This window comes from Gemella sp. 27098_8_149 (assembly GCF_041433745.1).
Taxonomy (GTDB): domain Bacteria; phylum Bacillota; class Bacilli; order Staphylococcales; family Gemellaceae; genus Gemella.
Map to the genome: position 1 here is coordinate 67,865 of NZ_JAPWCB010000004.1, position 20,155 is coordinate 88,019.

General features: G+C 31.2%; 24 protein-coding genes. 21 read left to right on the forward strand and 3 right to left on the reverse strand.

The window, feature by feature from the left end; translation table 11 throughout:
• The first annotated feature begins 12 nt into the window (after nt 1–12).
• From O3801_RS03080 to O3801_RS03100, 5 genes are all read left to right on the forward strand, one after another.
• Complete coding sequence (locus O3801_RS03080) at nt 13–861, forward strand: YitT family protein (RefSeq protein ID WP_294683030.1); 849 nt, start codon at nt 13–15, stop codon at nt 859–861.
• Between the two features lie 70 nt (nt 862–931).
• Nucleotides 932–1,264 carry a hypothetical protein gene (locus O3801_RS03085; RefSeq protein WP_294683029.1) on the forward strand — a complete coding sequence of 111 codons (333 nt, stop codon included), beginning with the start codon at nt 932–934 and terminating at the stop codon, nt 1,262–1,264.
• 62 nt (nt 1,265–1,326) lie between these two features.
• A complete protein-coding gene (rnmV, locus tag O3801_RS03090; protein WP_294683028.1) occupies nt 1,327–1,878 on the forward strand; it encodes a ribonuclease M5 in 552 nt (183 codons plus the stop codon).
• Nucleotides 1,878–2,738, forward strand: a complete 861-nt coding sequence (rsmA, locus tag O3801_RS03095; protein WP_294683027.1) for a 16S rRNA (adenine(1518)-N(6)/adenine(1519)-N(6))-dimethyltransferase RsmA — start codon at nt 1,878–1,880, stop codon at nt 2,736–2,738. The genes rnmV and rsmA overlap by 1 nt, the downstream gene beginning before the upstream one ends.
• A gap of 10 nt (nt 2,739–2,748) precedes the next feature.
• Nucleotides 2,749–3,030 (forward strand): nucleotide pyrophosphohydrolase, encoded by a 282-nt coding sequence (locus tag O3801_RS03100; RefSeq protein ID WP_294683026.1) that lies wholly within the window; start codon nt 2,749–2,751, stop codon nt 3,028–3,030.
• Nucleotides 3,031–3,140: 110 nt separating this feature from the next.
• Here the strand turns inward: O3801_RS03100 and O3801_RS03105 are convergent, their stop codons facing one another.
• Complete coding sequence (locus O3801_RS03105; protein ID WP_294683025.1) at nt 3,141–4,355, reverse strand: MFS transporter; 1,215 nt, start codon at nt 4,353–4,355, stop codon at nt 3,141–3,143.
• Between the two features lie 795 nt (nt 4,356–5,150).
• On the opposite strand from O3801_RS03105, the gene trpX reads away from it, so the two are divergent.
• The 7 genes from trpX (at nt 5,151) to O3801_RS03140 (ending at nt 11,667) form a co-directional block, all read left to right on the forward strand.
• Nucleotides 5,151–6,155, forward strand: a complete 1,005-nt coding sequence (trpX, locus tag O3801_RS03110) for a tryptophan ABC transporter substrate-binding protein (protein WP_003143973.1) — start codon at nt 5,151–5,153, stop codon at nt 6,153–6,155.
• 152 nt (nt 6,156–6,307) lie between these two features.
• Nucleotides 6,308–7,183: an ABC transporter permease gene (locus O3801_RS03115; RefSeq protein ID WP_294683024.1), complete on the forward strand. Its 876-nt coding sequence runs from the start codon at nt 6,308–6,310 to the stop codon at nt 7,181–7,183.
• A 3-nt stretch (nt 7,184–7,186) separates the two neighbouring features.
• Nucleotides 7,187–7,960 (forward strand): ABC transporter ATP-binding protein, encoded by a 774-nt coding sequence (locus O3801_RS03120; protein ID WP_294683023.1) that lies wholly within the window; start codon nt 7,187–7,189, stop codon nt 7,958–7,960.
• Between the two features lie 246 nt (nt 7,961–8,206).
• On the forward strand, nt 8,207–8,872 hold the full coding sequence (locus O3801_RS03125; RefSeq protein ID WP_294683022.1) for a response regulator transcription factor: 666 nt from the start codon (nt 8,207–8,209) through the stop codon (nt 8,870–8,872).
• The gene (locus O3801_RS03130) at nt 8,862–10,205 is read left to right on the forward strand and encodes a sensor histidine kinase (RefSeq protein WP_294683021.1); all 1,344 of its coding nucleotides are present in this window, start codon (nt 8,862–8,864) and stop codon (nt 10,203–10,205) included. The genes O3801_RS03125 and O3801_RS03130 overlap by 11 nt, the downstream gene beginning before the upstream one ends.
• 269 nt (nt 10,206–10,474) lie before the next feature.
• Nucleotides 10,475–11,047, forward strand: a complete 573-nt coding sequence (locus O3801_RS03135) for a PepSY domain-containing protein (protein ID WP_294683020.1) — start codon at nt 10,475–10,477, stop codon at nt 11,045–11,047.
• Nucleotides 11,048–11,130: 83 nt separating this feature from the next.
• Nucleotides 11,131–11,667: a PepSY domain-containing protein gene (locus O3801_RS03140; RefSeq protein WP_294683019.1), complete on the forward strand. Its 537-nt coding sequence runs from the start codon at nt 11,131–11,133 to the stop codon at nt 11,665–11,667.
• 109 nt (nt 11,668–11,776) lie between these two features.
• On the opposite strand, the gene O3801_RS03145 is transcribed toward O3801_RS03140, so the two are convergent.
• Both O3801_RS03145 and O3801_RS03150 read right to left on the reverse strand, forming a co-directional pair.
• On the reverse strand, nt 11,777–12,304 hold the full coding sequence (locus O3801_RS03145) for a hypothetical protein (protein ID WP_294683018.1): 528 nt from the start codon (nt 12,302–12,304) through the stop codon (nt 11,777–11,779).
• Between the two features lie 13 nt (nt 12,305–12,317).
• Nucleotides 12,318–12,635: a hypothetical protein gene (locus tag O3801_RS03150; RefSeq protein WP_294683017.1), complete on the reverse strand. Its 318-nt coding sequence runs from the start codon at nt 12,633–12,635 to the stop codon at nt 12,318–12,320.
• Nucleotides 12,636–12,820: 185 nt separating this feature from the next.
• Here O3801_RS03150 and upp point away from each other — a divergent pair, with 185 nt between their 5' ends.
• From upp to O3801_RS03195, 9 genes are all read left to right on the forward strand, one after another.
• Nucleotides 12,821–13,450, forward strand: a complete 630-nt coding sequence (gene upp, locus O3801_RS03155) for a uracil phosphoribosyltransferase (RefSeq protein WP_294683016.1) — start codon at nt 12,821–12,823, stop codon at nt 13,448–13,450.
• Nucleotides 13,451–13,606: 156 nt separating this feature from the next.
• Nucleotides 13,607–14,335, forward strand: coding sequence for a F0F1 ATP synthase subunit A (gene atpB / locus O3801_RS03160; RefSeq protein ID WP_060913548.1), 729 nt, complete (start codon nt 13,607–13,609; stop codon nt 14,333–14,335).
• Nucleotides 14,336–14,412: 77 nt separating this feature from the next.
• On the forward strand, nt 14,413–14,628 hold the full coding sequence (gene atpE, locus O3801_RS03165; RefSeq protein WP_003143965.1) for a F0F1 ATP synthase subunit C: 216 nt from the start codon (nt 14,413–14,415) through the stop codon (nt 14,626–14,628).
• 53 nt (nt 14,629–14,681) lie between these two features.
• Nucleotides 14,682–15,206 carry a F0F1 ATP synthase subunit B gene (gene atpF / locus O3801_RS03170; RefSeq protein ID WP_294683015.1) on the forward strand — a complete coding sequence of 175 codons (525 nt, stop codon included), beginning with the start codon at nt 14,682–14,684 and terminating at the stop codon, nt 15,204–15,206.
• A complete protein-coding gene (gene atpH, locus O3801_RS03175; RefSeq protein ID WP_294683014.1) occupies nt 15,206–15,745 on the forward strand; it encodes an ATP synthase F1 subunit delta in 540 nt (179 codons plus the stop codon). Before atpF ends, atpH begins: the two co-directional genes overlap by 1 nt.
• 27 nt (nt 15,746–15,772) lie before the next feature.
• Nucleotides 15,773–17,275, forward strand: coding sequence for a F0F1 ATP synthase subunit alpha (gene atpA, locus O3801_RS03180; protein ID WP_060913551.1), 1,503 nt, complete (start codon nt 15,773–15,775; stop codon nt 17,273–17,275).
• 34 nt (nt 17,276–17,309) lie between these two features.
• Nucleotides 17,310–18,182 carry an ATP synthase F1 subunit gamma gene (gene atpG, locus O3801_RS03185; protein ID WP_294683013.1) on the forward strand — a complete coding sequence of 291 codons (873 nt, stop codon included), beginning with the start codon at nt 17,310–17,312 and terminating at the stop codon, nt 18,180–18,182.
• Nucleotides 18,183–18,221: 39 nt separating this feature from the next.
• Complete coding sequence (gene atpD, locus O3801_RS03190; RefSeq protein ID WP_294683012.1) at nt 18,222–19,637, forward strand: F0F1 ATP synthase subunit beta; 1,416 nt, start codon at nt 18,222–18,224, stop codon at nt 19,635–19,637.
• A 20-nt stretch (nt 19,638–19,657) separates the two neighbouring features.
• Nucleotides 19,658–20,065, forward strand: a complete 408-nt coding sequence (locus O3801_RS03195) for a F0F1 ATP synthase subunit epsilon (RefSeq protein WP_294683011.1) — start codon at nt 19,658–19,660, stop codon at nt 20,063–20,065.
• Nucleotides 20,066–20,155 lie beyond the last annotated feature (90 nt).

The window sequence follows — 20,155 nt, forward strand, 5'->3', positions numbered from 1 at the left end:
GAAGGAGAATCAATGGATAGTAGAATAGAATTTTTAAAGAAATATATAAGTATAGTCATAGGATCGTTAATTTTTGCAGCGGGATTAGAATTTTTCTTAATTCCTAATAATATATTAGATGGAGGGGTAATCGGGGTATCTATTATTGCACGTCATTATTTGGGATTACCGTTAGGATTGTTTATTTTCTTATTCAATATCCCATTCTTATATTTAGGATATAAGCAAATAGGTAAAGGATTTGCAATAGCATCTATTTTCGGTATTATAATACTTTCTGTAGCAACGTCATATTTTCATAGTATTCCACCACTTGTTACAGATCCATTTTTAGCATGTATTTTCGGGGGGATAATACTTGGAATAGGTGTAGGATTAGTTATTAGAAACGGTGGTACGTTAGATGGAAGTGAGATGTTTTCTATCTATGCTACAAAGAAATTACCGATTTCTGTAGGAGAAATGGTCCTTGGGATAAATGTTATTATCTTCATTGCTTCTGGATTTGTATTCACGTGGGAAGCGGCATTATATTCTATGATAAGTTATTTCATAGCATCTAAAGTTATGGATATCGTTATTGAGGGACTAAATGACTCTAAATCGGTTATGGTTATTACAAGTAACTATCAAGTAATAAGTCAAGAAATTCAAGACCGCTTAGGTCGTGGTGTGACATTATTACATGGTGAAGGTGGTTATTCAGGACAAGAAACAAAAATCATCTTTTGTGTAATCACTCGTATTGAAGAATCGAAACTTAAAAAAATAGTCTTTAAGAATGACAAAAATGCATTTCTATCAATTGGAACGGTTAGTGAAGTAAGTGGAGCTAACTTTAAGAAAAAAGATATACACTAATAAATTTCCTTTGCAGGTTTTTCTGCAGAGGATTTTTTTATGATATAATGGTTATAAAGAGGTGAGAATTATGGAAGAATTATATAATTATCTTACTAAGAGTGAGAGGGTATATTTATTAGAAAGAAGAAAAACAGTAAAATGGTGGCATATTCTACTAGACCTTGTTGGACTGCTATATTTTGCTGGAGCATATGGGGAAGATAAAATCCATGATTGTTATCTGGTTAAGTTTGAAAAACATTGGGAAATACTAGTGTGTAAAAAAGGGAAAGCACTAGAAAAAATTAAGCTTAAAGATAAATTTGAATTAGAAAAGAATTTTCTTTGTGATGGTTATAAGTATAAAGTTCACAATGAAATTACGCATGAAATATACAACTATTTGAAATATTCATGCTAGCATGAGCAAAATTTGTCTAAATATGTTATAATAGACTGATGAATTTTTTAAAGGATAATAAAATGAAAATCAAAGAAATAATAGTAGTAGAAGGAAGAGATGATACCAATAGGGTCAAAGAAGCAATAGATTGTGATACATTTGAAACTAATGGTTCTGCCTTAACTAAGAAAAAAATAGAACGTCTAATCTTTCTGGAAAAAACAAGAGGACTAATAGTTTTAACGGATCCTGATTATGCAGGAAAAAGAATTAGAAGTATAATAGAAAAAAACATCCCGACGGCAAAACATGCATATATTTCAAATAAAAAAGCTGTAGATAGCAAAGGGAAAATTGGAATAGAAGCTGCGAGTAAAGAAGACATTATTGCGGCTATAAAAAATCATTATACACCGATGGATGAGGTGAAAAATGATATAAGTAATGAAATGTTGATAGAGTTAGGTTTAGTAGGAGGATCTACTTCAAAAGTTCTAAGAGAAGAACTTTGCGAAAGATTAAATATAGGATATACCAATGCTAAACAATTATTAAATAAACTTAATATGTATAATATTTCTAAAGAACGTTTATTAGACGAAATGACAAAAATAAGTAAAGGATTAAAATAATGATAGGAACACCTAAAAAAACTTTTGAGATACTAAAAAAACACGGATTCACGTTTAAGAAGAGCCTAGGACAAAACTTTTTAATAGATGCGAATATCTTAAATAGAATTGTTGATGGAGCTGGAGTGAATGAAAATGTGGGAGTAATAGAAATTGGACCTGGGATTGGTTCTCTTACAGAAGCACTAGCTAAAAAAGCTAAGAAAGTAATATCATTTGAAATAGATGGTAGACTTTTACCGATTTTATCTGAGACACTTGCTGATTATCCTAATGTTGAGATTATTAATAATGACATCTTAAAAGTTGATGTTGATAAAATAATCGCTGAGAAGATGTCAGATTGTGAGAAAATCATGGTAGTAGCAAACTTACCTTACTACATTACAACTCCAATTTTAACTCATTTAATCGAAAATACTGAGAAAATCGATGGTTATGTAGTTATGATGCAAAAAGAAGTTGCTAATAGATTAAATGCCAAGGTAGGAACAAAAGATTACAACTCATTAACGATTTTATTAAATTACTACACTGATGTTGAGTATCTATTTACTGTACCGAAAAAAGTATTTGTACCTGCACCGAATGTTGAGAGTGCAGTTGTAAAAATTATGACGAAAGAAACTCGCGAATTTGAAACTGATGCTAAGTTCTTTAAATTCGTTCGTTCATGTTTTGTACAACGTAGAAAGACTCTACTTAATAATTTAATTTCGAGTTATGGTAAGGATAAAAAACAAGATTTACAAAATGCTTGTGTGGACAGTGATATTGAGCCGGGTAGAAGAAGTGAAACTCTAAGTTTAGCAGAATTCTATAATCTATATAATAACTTAACAAATAATAGTTTAATCTAAGGAATAAAATATGGAAGAATTAAAAACTATAATAACAGAATTTAGGGGAAAAAGAGGTTGGGAAAAGTATGATACTTTAGAAAGATTTTCTAAAAGTATTTCTATAGAAGCGGCAGAATTACTAGAACATTTCCAGTGGAATGAAGAAGGAGATAATATTCAAGAGATAAAGGATGAACTTGCAGATGTTCTAATTTATGCTCTTGCAATGTGTTATCATTTAAATGAGGATCCGAAGAAGATAATAAAGGAAAAACTAGTTGATGTCGCAAGACGATATCCAGAAAAATAAAGAGGAAGAGGTGTGAGTAATGCTCATACCTCTTTTATGCAATATGAAAATTAATCTATATAAAAAAAGTAGCCCTTCATTAGGACTACTTTTTAAAGTTTTTAATATTACTATCGACTAGTTTTAGTTTTTAAGACGCGTACTTCTTTACCTTTGTAGAACATTGCGTAAAGAACAGTTACTCCAATAGTGATTACCGCGCAAAGGATATAGATTCCTCTGTATGATAGAATTCCATGAACAGTACCTAGAGCGTAAGGTCCAAATCCTAGACCAAGGTCTAATCCGATAAAGTAAGTAGAAAGTGCAATACCTACTTTAGTAGAATCAACAAGTTTTAAACAAACTGCTTGTCCGTTTGACATGAATGTTCCATAACCTAAACCGATTAATGCACCAGAGAATAGTAACATGAAGCTACCATTTGTGAAACTTAACATTAATAAACCTAAAGTTAAGAATACGAAACTTGGATACATAACTGCATTTTCACCACGAGCATCGAAAATACGACCTGCGAATGGACGAGTAGCTGTAATAATAAGTGCATATACTACAAAGAAGAAAGCTCCTGCAGTAGCTAGGTTTAAGCTATCAGCATAAATTGATAAGAATCCTAGTACACTTGAATATGCTAAACCTATTAAGAAGGCTACAGTAGAGATAAATAATACTCTGTATTCAATAAATGTATTTAATGACCAACTGTTTAGTAATTTTATTTGTTTTTCATCTAATTGAATATTTTTTACTGGGAATAAGAAACAAGCAATTGTAACCGCAACTGATAATACAATTGCTAAGATGATAACTGCGTTGAATCCAGTAATTGGTAGTAATAACATACCGATAAATGGTCCGATAGCAGCGGCTAAACTTGTGCTTAAACCGTAGTAGTTAATACCTTCACCATTACGTGTTTTAGGAATGTATGCTGTAACAATTGCGTTTGCTGCAGTAGAAATAGTTCCATAAGCAAATCCATTTAAGAAACGAACAGTATCTAAAATAATAATGTTTGATGAAATTAAATATGCAGCAGTTGTAATTAAGTAAATTAAAGCACCAAATCGTAAGATCTCTTTACGACCGATGATTTCTAATTTCTTACCGATATAAAGACGAGCGACAAGTGTTCCAATAATGTAAATACCTGCGGCAAAACCTGCTTGTGCTGCAGTAGCACCTAATTCAGCAGTTGCATACTTAGCTGTAATAACTACAAAACAATAATAAATTAAAAATACGATAAAGTTAATTGTAGTTATTGTAATAAATCCTTTGTTAAATAATTTTTCTCTTTCTATAGCTGAATGGCTATCCATAAAAATTCTCCTAACTTATTTTTAATAACATATATTAATAATACTCCTATGAAAATGTATTTTCAAGTGTAAATTTTCATAAAATTGATATATTTTCAATTTTATTTTCATGAAAAATACAATTAATGAGAAGTAATATATTCTCTATATATAACAATAATATCAATGGTTTAGGAGGTGTATTAATTTTAAAATACTAATTTTACAGTTATGAAAACGACTTATTTTCATAGTTTTCAAAAATAAATTTGAATGTGAATTAATATAAGTAATACAGAAGTATTAAATAAAGTTGGGTTAATATATTTATAATATTTTTTTTGAAAATAGTTTATCATGAGGAGATTAAGTAGTATGGTTTTACATAATGAAATATAGTGTTTTTTGAATTATCAGAATTTTTATATTTTTTTTGAAAAAACATATTGACAATAAAAAAAAGTGTTGCTATAATGTAAACAAGAATTAAACGTAAAGGAGAAAAAAGATTTATGAAACTGTATCAAGTTGACACGCTACAATTAAATATTCGTTGGCAAAGCCACTAGATACTGAGTCGATCTTGTTTCTTTTTAACATAGATACGACTCTCAGGTGAGAAGTAAGTATCTATGTGGATTATTTGTGATGGAAAAATCGAGGCCACATAGAAATATCTAGGTGGTTTTTTATATTATTAAAAATTATACGTAAGGACCACTAGATATATGCTAGTGGTCTTTTTATATAGATACGCTTCTAAAATTTGATTACAAAAAATATTATTATAGATAAAAGTAAAAGGAGATTATTAAAATGAAAGTAAATAAAATTTTTGTAGCATTCGCGGTATTATTAGTTTGTGTATTAGGTTATGGATTCTTCTCTAGTAAAAAAGGTGAAGAAACTAAAAAAGTTGATAATAAAGAAGTGAAAGTAGGGGTACTTCAATTACTTAGTCACCCAGCTCTTGACCAAATTTACAAAGGTTTAGAAGATGGACTGAAAAAAGAAGGATATGAAGTTGGTAAGAATTTAAAAATTGATCTTCAAAATGCTCAAGGTGATCAAAGTAACTTAGCTAGTATGGGTCAAAAATTAGTTACAGATAACAACGATATTTTAGTAGGTATCACAACACCAGCTACTTTATCATTATCAAATGCAACTAAAGATAAACCAATCATCATGGGTGGTATTACTTATCCAGTTGAAGCAGGATTAATTAAAGCTGAAGATAAACCAGGAAACAATATTACTGGTGTTAGTGATAGAACTCCAATTAAACAACAACTTGAAATCATGAAAAAAGTTTTACCTAACATGAAAAAAGTTGGTATTCTTTATACAGCTAGTGAAGATAACTCTGTAAAACAAGCTCAAGAAGCTGAAAAATTAGCTAAAGAATTAGGATTAGAAGTTAAAGTTTCAACAGTAGCTAATACAAATGATATTCAACAAGTAACAGAAAGTCTTGCTTCACAAACTGATGCAATCTTTGTTCCAATCGATAACACAATCGCTAGTGCAATGGCAACAGTAGTAAAAGTAACAGACGCTAAGAAAATTCCAGTATTCCCATCTGCAGACACAATGGTAGCTGATGGAGGACTTTTAGGACTAGGTGTTGACCAATATCAAATCGGTGTTGAAACAGCTAAAGTTGTAGCTAAAGTATTAAAAGGTGCAGATACTAAAGATATGCCAATCGTACTTGCTAATGAAGGTGTTATCTACCTAAATGAAGCAAAAGCAAAACAATTAGGAATTGAAATTCCAAAAGAAATTAAAGATAAAGCAAAAGTAGTAGATAAAAAATAATATTATTGATATTATATTATTAAGAAGCTATTTGAATTATAAATAATTAAAAGGAGCGACTCATCAAATCAATAGAAAAAATTATTGTTTATGAGTCGCTCTAAATTATATAAAATCAAATTAGAAGAAATATTAAATTAAAGAGGTGCAGGATGGATTTATTTATTTCAGCGATTTCTCAGGGGATGCTGTGGGGAATATTATCGCTTGGATTGTTTATAAGTTTTAGAGTTTTAAATATTGCGGATATGACTACTGAAGGTGCATATCCTTTAGGAGCAGCTGTCTGTGTTATTTGTATACACAATGGAATTAATCCTATTGTAGCTACATTAGTTTCTATAGTGGCAGGTATGCTAGCAGGTCTTGTTACTGGATTCTTAATTACCGTTTGTAAAATCCCAAGTTTACTTGCAGGAATCTTAACAATGACTGCATTATTATCGGTGAACCTTAGAATTATGGGTAGACCAAATTTAAGTTTAATCAATAAAGATACAATTTTCAGTAAGATTCAAGGATTAAACTTACCAACTCATTATGATACTGTATTTGTTGGAATTATTCTTTCTGGATTAATTATTATCGCTATGTCTTTATTCTTTTCAACGGAATTAGGTCAGAGTTTAATTGCAACAGGAGATAATGAGAAAATGGCAACAGCATTAGGGATTTCTACAAAAACAATGACGATTTTAGGATTAATGCTTGCTAATGGAATTATTTCTTTAGCTGGTGCAATTTTAGCACAAAATAATGGTTATTCAGATGTAAATAGTGGTATTGGAGTTATAGTAGTAGCTTTAGCAGCAATTATTATAGGGGAAGTAATCTTCAAAGATGTAGCTTTCACGTCAAGGTTAATTTGTGTAATTTGTGGTGCTATAATTTATAGATTACTGCTAGTTGGTGTGTTAAAATTAAATATTATTGGAGCAAATGACTTTAAACTAGTTTCAGCTCTAGTAATTGCTATATTCTTAACACTACCTCAATTAAAATTAAAAGCTAAGAGAAAGGATGCGTAGAAAATGTCATTTATAAAAATTAATAAAATAGATAAAACATTCTTTCCTGGAACTATTAGAGAGCAACATGCTTTAAAAAATGTTAGTCTTGAAATAAAAGATGGTGATTTTATTACTATTCTTGGTGGAAATGGAGCAGGGAAATCAACTTTTCTTAATGCCTTAGCGGGTTCGTTCTCATTAGATGGTGGAGAAATCTTAATAGAAGGAAAAGATGTAAGTAATATAGTAGAACACAAGAGAGCTGGATTTATTAGTAGAGTTTTCCAAAATCCACTTGATGGAACAGCTCCTCGTATGACTGTTGCACAGAATATGTCTTTAGCACTACGACGTGGTAAAGTTAGAGGTTTTAAACCAGGGACTACGAAAGAAGATAGAAAGCTTTTTAAAGAGTTACTAGCGACTTTAGACTTAGGACTTGAAGACAGATTAGATAGTGAGATGGGATTATTGTCTGGAGGGCAACGTCAGGCTATTGCACTTTTAATGGCGACTATGACAACTCCAAAACTTTTACTTCTTGATGAACACACTGCAGCATTAGATCCTAAAACACAGAAGAAAATAATGGAGCTTACTCGTGAAAAAATAGAAGAGAAAAAGTTAACTGCCTTAATGATTACTCATAATATCCAAGATGCGGTGAAATACGGTAATAGAATTATAGTGCTGCACCGTGGTGAATTAGTTCGAGATATCAGTAAAGAAGAAAAAGAAAAACTAGATGCAAAAGCATTATATGAGTTACTTTATAATTTAGAAGAAAGTGAATAGAACCTCATGGGGGTGACTTAACAAAATTGAGTTTAAGTCGCTCTCTTTTTCATTTAAGATTCATCTTTTTACTTTATAATATATAGTAAATGAAATTATAAAAGGGTTGGCTCAAAAGACCTGAATTTTAACAAAGCGACTCAACAAAATCTTGTTTCTTAAGAAATCACAATTTTGAGTCACTCCCTTTACATTTATATGTGAATTAAGTAAAATATAGTAGAAATTTAGTATAAGGAGATTGTTATGAAGATTCTTGTTGTTGAAGATGAACGCGATTTGAATAGAATAATTACTAAACATTTAAAGAAAAATAATTACAGCGTAGATAGTTGTTTTGATGGTGGGGAAGCATTAGATTTTGTGAGTTATAGTGAGTATGATTTGATTATAACCGATATAATGATGCCGAATGTTGATGGCTATGAGTTTATCGAAAGGCTTCGTGAGAGTAAAAACAATACACCAGTTATTATGTTAACTGCTAAAGATACTTTAGAGGATAAAATCGTCGGTCTTGATAGTGGAGCTGATGATTATATAGTTAAGCCGTTTGAATTTGATGAATTACTTGCTAGAATAAGGGTTTTAATGAGACGTAACTATGGTCTAGCAACTAATGTTATTCAAGTCGACGATGTTGTACTGGATATCTCCAAAAAACAAGTTACTAGAAATGGTGAGAATATAGGATTAACAGGTAAAGAATATGAGGTATTAGAGTATCTTATGAAGAATAAAGAGAGTATCTTGAGTCGTGATCAGATTCTTAATCATGTTTGGGATTATGATTATGATGGCGCTTCGAATATAGTAGATGTAATTATAAAAAATATTAGGAAAAAACTAGATAATGGAACGGATAAAACTATTATTTATACTAAAAGGGGGCTAGGATACTTTGTTAAATAAAATTAAGAAATTATCGATATTTCCATTTAGAAAAGTATCATTAACTTTCAAAATCACTTTATGGTATACAACATTTATAGTTTTATTAATAGGCTCACTGATAGTTGGGACATTTTTAGTCAGTGATAGTGTTGTTGAAAAAAATAGTGAAAAGAAATTGATAGAAGAGGTAGCTGAAATCGCTAGCGGATCTGATAAGTTTACCCCGTATGAAGATGGAGTGACCTTGTCTGTTTATGATAAAGATGGAAATCTCATTGCAGGTTCTGTACCTAGAAATTTTAAAGTTAATGATTTTAGTCTAGGAGTTATTTCTGAATATAAAGATGTAAACAATAATAAGTATTTATATTATGATTCAGAAACTAGTTCTGCTAGATTAGGGAATGGGAAATATGTGAGAGGTATAGTACAAGTTACTAATAACATTAACGGTTGGATATTACCGTTAATTATTGGTGTGGGTAGTCCATTTGTCATTTTAGTTATAATGTATGGAGGATACTTGATAATAAGGAGTTCATTGAAACCTGTAAGAGATATGACCGAAACTGCGGATGCTATCGCAAAAAGTAATGATCTTAGTAAAAGAATTTCTATAGAAGATGGAGCTGATGAAGTTCACAAGTTAGGTAAAGTTTTTAATGAAATGTTAGAAACTCTAGAAAATTCATCGAAAAGAGAACGCCAATTCAGTTCGGATGTATCACATGAACTTCGTACGCCAATTTCTGTAATTATGGCAGAAAGTGAATATGGAGCTAAATATACAGATTCTATAGAAGATGCTAAAGAATCATTTGATGTAATAGAAAGACAAAGTAAAAGAATGACTTCTATGATTAATCAAATTTTAGAATTATCTAGACTAGATAGTCGTTTAGAGATTCCAAAGGAAGAACTTCTTCTATCGGATAAAATAAAACATACATTAGAAGACTATAAAATTTTATTCGATAATAAGAATATAAAATTATCTATAAATATAGAAGAAAATATCGTAGTTCATGCAAATGAAGCTTTAATTATGAGAATGATAGATAACTTATTATCTAATGCTTTGAAATATGCGGAAACAGAAGTAACAGTTTGTCTAGCCAAAAGAAATAGAATAATTATTGAAGTTTCTGATGATGGAATAGGAATAAATGATACTGAGAAAAAACATATTTGGGACAGATTTTATAAAGTAGATAAATCTAGAACTACGACAGAGGATAATTCTTCGGGGTTAGGGTTATCTATTACGAAAAAAATAGTGGAATTACATGATGGGAAAATAGCGGTATTAGATAATAAACCAAAAGGAACAAAATTTGTAGTGAATATATAAGAATAATGAAGCACATCTTTGAAATAGGAAGGTGTGCTTTTAATATTTTAGAAAATTTTAAAATATTAAAAATCTTCATTTAGCGTTCATAAAACGAAGATATAATAAAAATATCAAAAGGAAAGAATAAAAATGAAATCTTCATTTAGCGTTCATAAAACGAAGATATAATAAAAATATCAAAAGAAAAGAATAAAAATGAAATCTTCATTTGAAATTCATAAAAGAAATATAAAATAAGAATATAAATAAAAAGAGGTAAATTAAAAATGACAAAAAATATTAATAACAACGAAATCGAAACAATTGAAGGAACTTATGTTGAAACTATCGAAAATGATAATCAATATAATGAACAACCTACAAAAGTAAAAAGAAACTTTTTAAAACCATTAATTATCGGAGCGTTAGCTGTTGTAGTGACAAGTGGAGTTGGAGCTTATGCTTATGATAAATATGAAACTGCGCAAAGAACTAAAATTCAAGATGCTTACTCAAATATTAAGTTGAATACAGAAAATCAAACTAATTCAAATGATAATAACAATAGTGGAAATAATAGCTCAAATAATAATACTCAAAACAACAATTCACAACAAAATACTCAAAATGTAAAATCCCAACAAGAGATTCGCTCAATTGTAGCAGAAGCAATATCAGTACCGGAGCAAAATATTAAGTTTGTAAAAATTAAACCTAAATATGATGATGATTACGCACCACAAAATAATGGAGTATCTTTATATGTTTATAAAGTTGAAGCAAAAGCTAATGGATTAGAATATGATGTAGTAGTAGATGCTGTATCAGGGAAAGTATTAAAAGTGAAAATTGATGACTAGAAAAACTAATATTTTAATCTTCATCTAAAATTCATAAAGGAAATGTATAATAAAAATATAAAGAAAAAAGAGGGAAATAAAAAATGACAGAAAACAATAGAAAAAGAAACTTTTTAAAACCATTAATTATTGGAGCGTTAGCTGTAGTAGTAACGGGTGGAGTAGGTGCTTATGCATATGATAAGTATGAAACAGCACAAAGAGCTAAAATTCAAGAAGCATACTCGAATGTAAAAATGAATGTCGGAAATCAGACAAATCAAAATAATAATAACAACAATAGTAACAAAGGGGATAATGGTTCAAATAGTAATTCGCAAAATACTGACCAATCTTCTAATGTTCAAAATAATAATAACAATAATAGTACTCAACAAAATACACAAAATGCAAAATCACAACAAGAGATTCGTACTATAGTAGCGCAAGCAATTTCAACTCCTGAGCAAAATATTAATTTTGTAAAAGTTATGCCTGAATATGAGGATGACTATGCATACCAAAATAATGGAGCACCTTTATATGTTTATGATGTAGAAGCTCGTGCAAATGGGTTAGAATATGATGTGGTAGTAGATGCTGTATCAGGAAAAGTACTAAAAGTAGAAATAGATAACTAATAAAAAGAACTGATAATCTAGAAAAAAAAACTAGGTTATCAGTTTTTTATATTTATAGAAGCGGTTTTACATATAAATTGAACGTTGTTTTCACTTCAATAATATTCATTTATTTTTTGTTATTGTTATAAACATAATAGCCAATAAAAATAGCGGCTATCAGATATAAATTAAAATTAGGATTAGCAATATAAAAAAGCATAGCCTTATAAGATAGACGCATTAGTAATCCTTGAATAATCGATGGTGCAAAAAGTAAAACTAGGATTATAGAATTATCCATTTTTCTTGCTAAGAATATTATAAAAATTAATATTAGTAGAAGAATTAGTATTGCTAAATACCTATTTACAATAATATTAAATGCAGTTGGAAATTTGAAAGGATTAAAAAATATCAATAAAGCTATTACTAATACCAATATTGTAATTATAGTATTTTTAGTGCGTTCATCAAGTTTGCTTCTGTTAGTATACATAAAAATATAACTTAGATAGAATCCACCAAAAATTAAGACTCCAACAATAGCTGCTTCTAATAAATTTAAAGCCATGAAAGGATTAGCTAATATTGGTGATAGATAAAAAAGTATATATATACCAGTTGCTATTAGTAAATTACGTTTAAAAACAGTCATATGATCTCCTTATTTATTTTATTAATGCAGTTAAAGCATAGGCAACAAAAGAAAATACTATTATAAGAAGTATTAAAACTAAAGCACTTGAATTAAATATAAAAAATAAAGGAAGTGCTAAAATAATGCTTAGAAGCGGTGTGTAAATTGTTCTCTGTCCTAGGAAGGTAACTAACATTGTGATTGCAAATGAAGAAAATCCATAAGCTAATATCAAAATAAAACCAGCTTTATCACTAGTTCCATTATAAAATTTCAAAAAAAGTAAGGGAACAATATAGTATAAAATACTAGTAAGTAAAAATGTCCCTAATAATGTTTTTCTTTGCATGATAAAATCTCCATAAATATTGTTTATATTATTGTAATATTTTATGTAGTATAAGTCTAGTAATATAACAAAAGTAATAAAAAAATATTTATTGAACCGAGTAAAATATTTTCGGATATCCCTTGTTAAAATGAAATAATTAGAGTAAAATAAATATAATAACAATACAAAGGAGAACTATAATTATGTCAAAAGTTCATGTTTTTGATCATCCATTGATCCAACATAAATTATCTTTCATTAGAGATAAAAGAACGGGTTCTAAAGACTTTAGACAACTTACTAACGAAGTAGGTTCTTTAATGGCTTATGAAATCACTCGTGATCTTCCACTTGAGGATGTTGAAGTAGAAACTCCAATACAAACTACTACTTGTAAACGTCTTGCAGGTAAAAAGATTGTATTCGTTCCAATTCTACGTGCAGGATTAGGAATGGTAGATGGATTAATGAATTTAATCCCATCTGCGAGAGTAGGTCACGTTGGATTATATCGTGATCCAGAAACTCTACAACCACATGAGTATTTTGTTAAAATACCTAGCAATCCAGAAGAACGTCACTTCATCGTTGTTGATCCAATGTTAGCAACTGGTGGTTCTGCGATTGCGGCAATCAACTCATTAAAACAACGAGGAGTTACTGATATTAAATTTATGTGTTTAATAGCAGCTCCAGAAGGTGTGAAAGCATTACATGAAGCACATCCAGATGTAGATATTTTTATCGCTGGTTTAGATGAAAAACTAAATGATCATGGATACATTGTCCCTGGATTAGGGGATGCTGGAGACAGAATCTTCGGAACTAAATAATAGTAGGTTATTTTTAATTAAATCATATAAAATTTAAGAAATCGCTAGCAAATATTATAAAATCATATTATAATATGATTATGTATTTCTAATTTTTTATATTACAACAGATTTAGAAATCTAAAAGTTACTTAAGAAAAGAGGTGAGGGGAATATATGGAAAAACACACATATCTTATTACCAAATTATTTGGCTATGATATAACGGTTAATATTCCTAGTGTAATCACAACTTTAATAACAGTATTACTTACCTTTGTTATTGTGATGTTTCTAACTAGTAGAATAAAATTAAGACCAGATAGTAAACGTCAAAATGCGGTTGAATTACTTGCGTATTTCGTTAGTGATAATGTCATCAAAGGTAATGTTAACTGGAAAAAATATGGTAAAGGATTATGGGCGACAGCTCTAACAATTATTTCACTTGTTGCAGTAGCAAATACTATAGGTGTTTTAATAGAAGTTAGTTACAATGAAGTAGTTTATGTCAACTCTGTAACTGCGGATCCAACATTTACTTTCTCTCTTGCATTATTAGTGATTGTCTTTACTCATTTTGCAGGAATTAAGTATAAAGGAGTTAAACACTATTTTGGTACATATACTTCTTCAGGTATAGGTATTACACCATTCAAGGTTATTGAAGAGTTCACAAACTTAATGACTTTTTCAATGCGTTTATTCGGTAATATCTATGCAGGTGAAATATTATTAGCACTATTAGCTACACTTACAACAGTAGGATTCTTTGGTGCAATAGCTGGTATGGCAGGATTAGTAGTATGGAAAGGATTCTCTTTATTTATAGGATTTATCCAAGCATACATCTTTACTGTCTTAACATTTATTTATTTATCACATAAAATTAGTGATGAACACTAATTTAAAAAATGCACTAAAAGTGCAAAAATCTAATAATTAATAAAATTCATTTATTATCCAAGGAGGAAAATATAATTATGGTAGAATTAATTGGAGCAGGTTTAGCAGCAGGTTTAGCAGCAGTTGGTGCTGGTATCGGTAACGGATTTTTATTCGGTAAATTTATCGAAGGTGTATCTCGCCAACCAGAATTAGAGTCAAGATTAAAATCAAATGCTTTCGTATTATTCGCACTTGTAGAAGCAGTACCTATCTTAGCTATCGTTATTTCATTCGTTATCTTAGCTAAATAATTTAGTATAATACTGTAAACAAAAGAACTATGAAGAATAGGAGCATTTAGTAAATGGAAAATTTAGTATTTTTAGCTACTGAACACTCTTCTCATCAAGGTTTTAATCTAGGAAATATGGCTATTAACATTGTAGCTGTATTAATCTTATTAGTATTACTGAAAAAATTTGCTTGGGACAAACTTATTGATATGTTAGATGAGCGTCAAAAATTAGTTGAAGGTCAACTTGATGATGCAGCTAGAAATCAAAAAGAAGCTTTAGTTTTACTTGAAGAAAATCAAGAAAAATTAAAAAATGCACAAAAAGAAATTAAAGTTATGATGGAAGAAGCTCGTGAACAATCTAAGATTGAAAAACAAGCCATTCTTGAAGAAGCTCGCAAACAAGCAGAACAATTAAAAGTAAATGCTCAAAGAGACATTGAGGACGAGAAGAAAAGAGCACTTGAAGAAATCAACAAACAAATCGCTGATTTATCAGTGCTTGTAGCTTCGAAAATTTTAGAAAAAGAATTAGATGGCTCAACACAAAGTGAATATGTTGATAAAGTCATTAAAGAGGTAGGGGTGAAATAATGAGTAAGTCAGTATTAGCTAATAAAATTGGATATTCATTATTTGAAGTTGCAAAAGAAAATAACACACTAGAAGAAGTTTCTTATGAGTTAAAGGAAGTTGCAAAAGTAGTTAATGGAAACTCTGATTTTGTTACATTGATGAACAACCCTAATTTAGAAAAAATAAGAAAAATTAACTTGATTGATGCATCATTTGCAGGAGTAAATAAATATGTTGTGAATGTTGTTAAAATCTTAGCAGGTAACCTGCAAATCTCATTAATTAATTTCGTTTTAGAACAATATACTGAACTGTTTAATAAACATTCAAGAAATGTTGTTGTTAAAGCTGAATCAGCTTCACCTTTAACAGAAGAACAGTTAGAAAATCTAAAAGAAAAAATTAAAAATGAGTTACAACTAGAAAATGTAGAAATTAATAATTTTGTAGATGAAAGTCTTCTAGGTGGTTTAAAACTTACTTATAATAATAAAGTAGTTGATGCTACTATTAAAGCGAAATTAAATGCTATAAAATCAAAAATTTCTTCAATCTAGAAGAAGTTGAAACAAGGAGGGACATAAATGGCTATTAAAGCTGAAGAAATTAGTTCATTACTAAAATCACAAATAGAAAATTATCAGTTTGAAGTTAAGTCAACAGATGTCGGTACAGTTATAGAAGTAGGGGACGGTATTGCTCGTGTATACGGTCTTAATGAAATAATGAGTGGTGAGCTTGTAGAGTTCACTAAAACAGGGGTTATGGGGCTTGCTCAAAACCTTGAAGACACAAATGTTGGTATCGTAATTTTAGGTCCAACTACTGATATTAAAGAAGGAGACGAAGTTCGCCGTACTGGACGTGTAATGGACGTACCTGTAGGTGAAGAACTAATTGGACGTGTAGTTGATCCATTAGGACAACCAGTTGACGGTCGTGGGCCAGTTAACACTACAAAACGTCGTCCAATTGAATCTCCAGCAGTAGGTGTAATGGGACGTAAATCAGTATCTGTTCCATTCCAAACTGGTATTAAAGCGATTGACGCATTAGTACCTATCGGACGTGGACAACGTGAGCTTATTATCGGAGATAGACAAACAGGTAAGACTGCAGTTGCTATCGACTCAATCTTAGCTCAAAAAGGACAAGATGTAATTTGTATCTATGTAGCAATAGGACAAAAAGAATCTACAGTACGTAGTGTTGTAGAAACTCTTAAGGAACACGGTGCTTTAGACTACACTATTGTAGTAACAGCATCAGCATCTCAACCAGCACCACTTCTTTACATCGCACCTTATGCAGGGGTTGCAATGGCAGAAGAATTTATGTTTAATGGTAAAGATGTAGTAATCGTATATGATGACTTATCTAAACAAGCAGCAGCTTACCGTGAGTTATCATTACTATTAAAACGACCACCAGGTCGTGAAGCATATCCAGGGGACGTATTCTATCTACACTCACGTCTTCTAGAACGTGCTGCTCGTGTAAATGAAGATTTCGGTGGAGGAAGTATCACAGCACTACCATTCGTAGAAACTCAAGCAGGTGATATCTCTGCATATATTCCAACAAACGTAATTTCGATTACAGACGGACAAATCTTCTTACAATCAGATTTATTCTTCTCAGGTATTAGACCAGCGATTAACGCCGGACTTTCAGTATCTAGGGTAGGGGGATCTGCTCAAATTAAAGCGATGAAAAAAGTATCAGGTACTTTACGTCTTGACTTAGCATCTTACCGTGAGTTAGAAAGCTTTGCTCAATTCGGTTCTGACCTAGATCCAGCGACTCGTGAAAAACTAGAACGTGGTAAACGTACAGTTGAAGTTTTAAAACAAGACTTACACAAACCAATTCCAGTAGAAAAACAAGTTATGATTCTGTATGCTTTAACTCACGGATTCTTAGATGATGTAGAAGTTAAAGATATTCACAGATTCGAACAAGAATTATATTCATACTTAGATGCTCATGAAAATGAAGCAGTTAAGCACATTATTGAAACAAAAGACTTACCATCAACAGAAGTTATGGATGAAGTAATCGCTGCATTCAAAAAAACTTTTGCCTAAGATGATAAGTAGTAGAGTAAAGGTGGTGAACTAATTGGCGTCACTAAGAGATATAAAAAACAAAATCAATTCTACTAAGAAAACTAGTCATATTACAAAAGCGATGGAGATGGTTTCAACATCTAAGCTTTTAAAAGCACAATCAAACACGCAAAAATTTAATCCATACATGCAAAAAATGCAAGAAGTGATGGGGACAATTTTTGGAAAAAGCTCTAGTATTAAACACCCTATGTTAGAAAAAAGAGAAGCTAAGAAAACTCTTTATGTTGTAATTACTAGTGATAGTGGTTTATGTGGAGGATTCAACTCAAACGTTATTAGAAACTTTGTTAATACTGTTAATGAAAGACATACTAATAGCGAGTATGGTATTGTTGCTATAGGTAACTATGGTGCAGAATTCTTCAGAAAAAATGGCTATAATGTAGTTGATAGTTATAGAGATATACCAGATGAGCCAAGTTTCACACAGGTTAAACAAATTACTAATAAAGTTGTAGGGTACTTTATTGATAAAGAATATGATGAAATTTATTTACATTATAACCACTTTGTTAGTATGATCCAACAGGTTGTAACTGAAAGTAAAGTTCTACCTATTGACAATACAGACAAATTTGCAAATTCCGAAGAGCAACAACCTACAGGAGCTTACGAATTTGAGCCTGGTGAGACAGCAGTACTAGATGTAATACTACCTCAATATGCTGAAAGTATGATTTATGGAAGTATATTAGATAGTAAAGCTAGTGAGCATTCTGCAAGAAAAACAGCAATGAAAAATTCAACTGATAATGCAGGAAATATTATTGATACACTTACGATTAAATACAATCGTGCAAGACAAGCTGCAATCACTCAAGAAATTACAGAGATTGTAAGTGGAGCAGCAGCAACAAAATAGTAATGAGAAAGGAGAAGCTATTAAGTTAGCATACAACATATGAATAAAGGTTATATTCTCCAAGTTATGGGACCTGTAGTAGATGTTAAATTCGAATCAGGGCATATGCCAAATCTATTAAACGCTTTAGAAGTTTACATAGAAAAAGGCGATGGGAAAAAAGAAAAATTAGTTCTTGAAGTTTCTCTAGAAATTGGTGATAACGTAGTAAGAACAATCGCTATGTCATCTACTGATGGATTAAATAGGGGAGCAGAAGTAGTAGATACAGGAGCACCAATTACAGTTCCTGTAGGTAACTACACATTAGGTCGTGTATTCAACGTATTAGGTGAAGCAGTTGACCACGGTGAAGAAGCAGGAGCAGAAGTTCGTAAAGATTCAATTCACAAAGAAGCTCCAACATTCGAAGAATTATCAACTCACGTTGAGGTTCTTGAAACAGGTATTAAAGTTATCGACTTACTTGCGCCATATATTAAAGGTGGTAAAATCGGTCTTTTCGGTGGTGCAGGAGTTGGTAAAACAGTTCTTATCCAAGAACTTATCAACAACGTTGCGCAACAACACGGTGGATTATCAGTATTCACAGGTGTAGGTGAGCGTACTCGTGAAGGAAATGACTTATACTATGAAATGAAAGATTCAGGTGTTATTAACAAAACAGCCATGGTATTCGGACAAATGAATGAACCACCAGGTGCTCGTATGCGTGTAGCATTAACAGGATTAACAATGGCGGAATACTTCCGTGATGAAGAAGGACAAGACGTACTTCTATTCATTGATAACATCTTCCGTTTCACACAAGCAGGTTCTGAGGTTTCTGCGTTATTAGGACGTATGCCATCAGCCGTTGGTTACCAACCAACACTTGCTACAGAGATGGGACGTTTACAAGAACGTATCACATCAACTAAAAAAGGTTCTGTTACATCTATCCAAGCGATTTACGTACCAGCCGATGACTATACTGACCCGGCTCCAGCGACTACATTCGCTCACTTAGATGCAACAACTAACCTTGAGCGTGCGTTAACAGAGATGGGTATCTACCCAGCCGTTGACCCACTTGCTTCTACATCAAGAGCATTAGCTCCTGAAATCGTAGGGGAAGAACACTATCAAGTTGCGACTAGAATTCAAAGAACTCTTCAAAAATATCGTGAATTACAAGATATTATCGCCATCTTAGGTATGGATGAGTTAAGTGATGAAGATAAGAAAACAGTTGATAGAGCACGTCGTGTTCAATTCTTCTTATCTCAAAACTTCCACGTAGCTGAACAATTCACAGGTCAACCTGGTTCATACGTACCAGTATCTGAATCAGTACAAGCATTCAAAGGAATCCTAGATGGTAAATATGACCACATTCCTGAAGATGCATTCCGTCTAGTTGGTGGAATTGAAGACGTATTAGAAAAAGCTCGTAAACTAGGAGTAGAAGTATAATACAAATAGGAGGTAAATAAATGAATACTTTAAGTGTAAGCATTGTTACTCCTAATGGAGAAGCTTATAGCGCTAAAGAAGCTTCTATGGTTGTATTGGGAACTACAAGTGGACAACTTGGTGTAATGGCTAACCATGTTCCTATGGTTGCATCATTAAAGATCGGTCCTCTTAAAGTGATTTTTCCTGATGGACGTGAAGAATATCTAGCTGTAAGTGAAGGATTTGTGGAAACACATAAAGGCGAAGTAACTATTATAGTTCAAACAGCAGAATTAGGTAAAGATATTGATGTTGAACGTGCTAAAAGAGCGTTACAACGTGCAGAAGATCGTCTTGCTAAAAAAGAAGATGGTCTTGATGTAAGACGTGCAGAACTAGCTTTAGCTAAAGCTTGTGCTCGTCTGAAGGTAGCTGAACAATTATAAGAAAAAATGTAGTTCATATTTTATTATGGACTACATTTTTTTATTTTATACTATGATTGCTTCATATTATGGCCTGAAATTAATAAAGAA

Bases quoted from the DNA above. Each gene is read 5' to 3' on its own strand.
- O3801_RS03120 (WP_294683023.1), top strand. From the start codon at position 7,187: ATGTCATTTATAAAAATTAATAAAATAGATAAAACATTCTTTCCTGGA.
- atpD (WP_294683012.1), top strand. From the start codon at position 18,222: ATGAATAAAGGTTATATTCTCCAAGTTATGGGACCTGTAGTAGATGTT.
- O3801_RS03150 (WP_294683017.1), bottom strand. From the start codon at position 12,635: ATGCAAAGAAAAACATTATTAGGGACATTTTTACTTACTAGTATTTTA.
- upp (WP_294683016.1), top strand. From the start codon at position 12,821: ATGTCAAAAGTTCATGTTTTTGATCATCCATTGATCCAACATAAATTA.
- O3801_RS03085 (WP_294683029.1), top strand. From the start codon at position 932: ATGGAAGAATTATATAATTATCTTACTAAGAGTGAGAGGGTATATTTA.
- O3801_RS03135 (WP_294683020.1), top strand. From the start codon at position 10,475: ATGACAAAAAATATTAATAACAACGAAATCGAAACAATTGAAGGAACT.
- atpF (WP_294683015.1), top strand. From the start codon at position 14,682: ATGGAAAATTTAGTATTTTTAGCTACTGAACACTCTTCTCATCAAGGT.
- O3801_RS03105 (WP_294683025.1), bottom strand. From the start codon at position 4,355: ATGGATAGCCATTCAGCTATAGAAAGAGAAAAATTATTTAACAAAGGA.
- O3801_RS03125 (WP_294683022.1), top strand. From the start codon at position 8,207: ATGAAGATTCTTGTTGTTGAAGATGAACGCGATTTGAATAGAATAATT.
- rsmA (WP_294683027.1), top strand. From the start codon at position 1,878: ATGATAGGAACACCTAAAAAAACTTTTGAGATACTAAAAAAACACGGA.
- atpE (WP_003143965.1), top strand. From the start codon at position 14,413: ATGGTAGAATTAATTGGAGCAGGTTTAGCAGCAGGTTTAGCAGCAGTT.
- rnmV (WP_294683028.1), top strand. From the start codon at position 1,327: ATGAAAATCAAAGAAATAATAGTAGTAGAAGGAAGAGATGATACCAAT.
- atpB (WP_060913548.1), top strand. From the start codon at position 13,607: ATGGAAAAACACACATATCTTATTACCAAATTATTTGGCTATGATATA.
- O3801_RS03195 (WP_294683011.1), top strand. From the start codon at position 19,658: ATGAATACTTTAAGTGTAAGCATTGTTACTCCTAATGGAGAAGCTTAT.
- O3801_RS03140 (WP_294683019.1), top strand. From the start codon at position 11,131: ATGACAGAAAACAATAGAAAAAGAAACTTTTTAAAACCATTAATTATT.
- O3801_RS03100 (WP_294683026.1), top strand. From the start codon at position 2,749: ATGGAAGAATTAAAAACTATAATAACAGAATTTAGGGGAAAAAGAGGT.
- O3801_RS03115 (WP_294683024.1), top strand. From the start codon at position 6,308: ATGGATTTATTTATTTCAGCGATTTCTCAGGGGATGCTGTGGGGAATA.
- trpX (WP_003143973.1), top strand. From the start codon at position 5,151: ATGAAAGTAAATAAAATTTTTGTAGCATTCGCGGTATTATTAGTTTGT.
- atpH (WP_294683014.1), top strand. From the start codon at position 15,206: ATGAGTAAGTCAGTATTAGCTAATAAAATTGGATATTCATTATTTGAA.
- atpA (WP_060913551.1), top strand. From the start codon at position 15,773: ATGGCTATTAAAGCTGAAGAAATTAGTTCATTACTAAAATCACAAATA.
- O3801_RS03145 (WP_294683018.1), bottom strand. From the start codon at position 12,304: ATGACTGTTTTTAAACGTAATTTACTAATAGCAACTGGTATATATATA.
- O3801_RS03080 (WP_294683030.1), top strand. From the start codon at position 13: ATGGATAGTAGAATAGAATTTTTAAAGAAATATATAAGTATAGTCATA.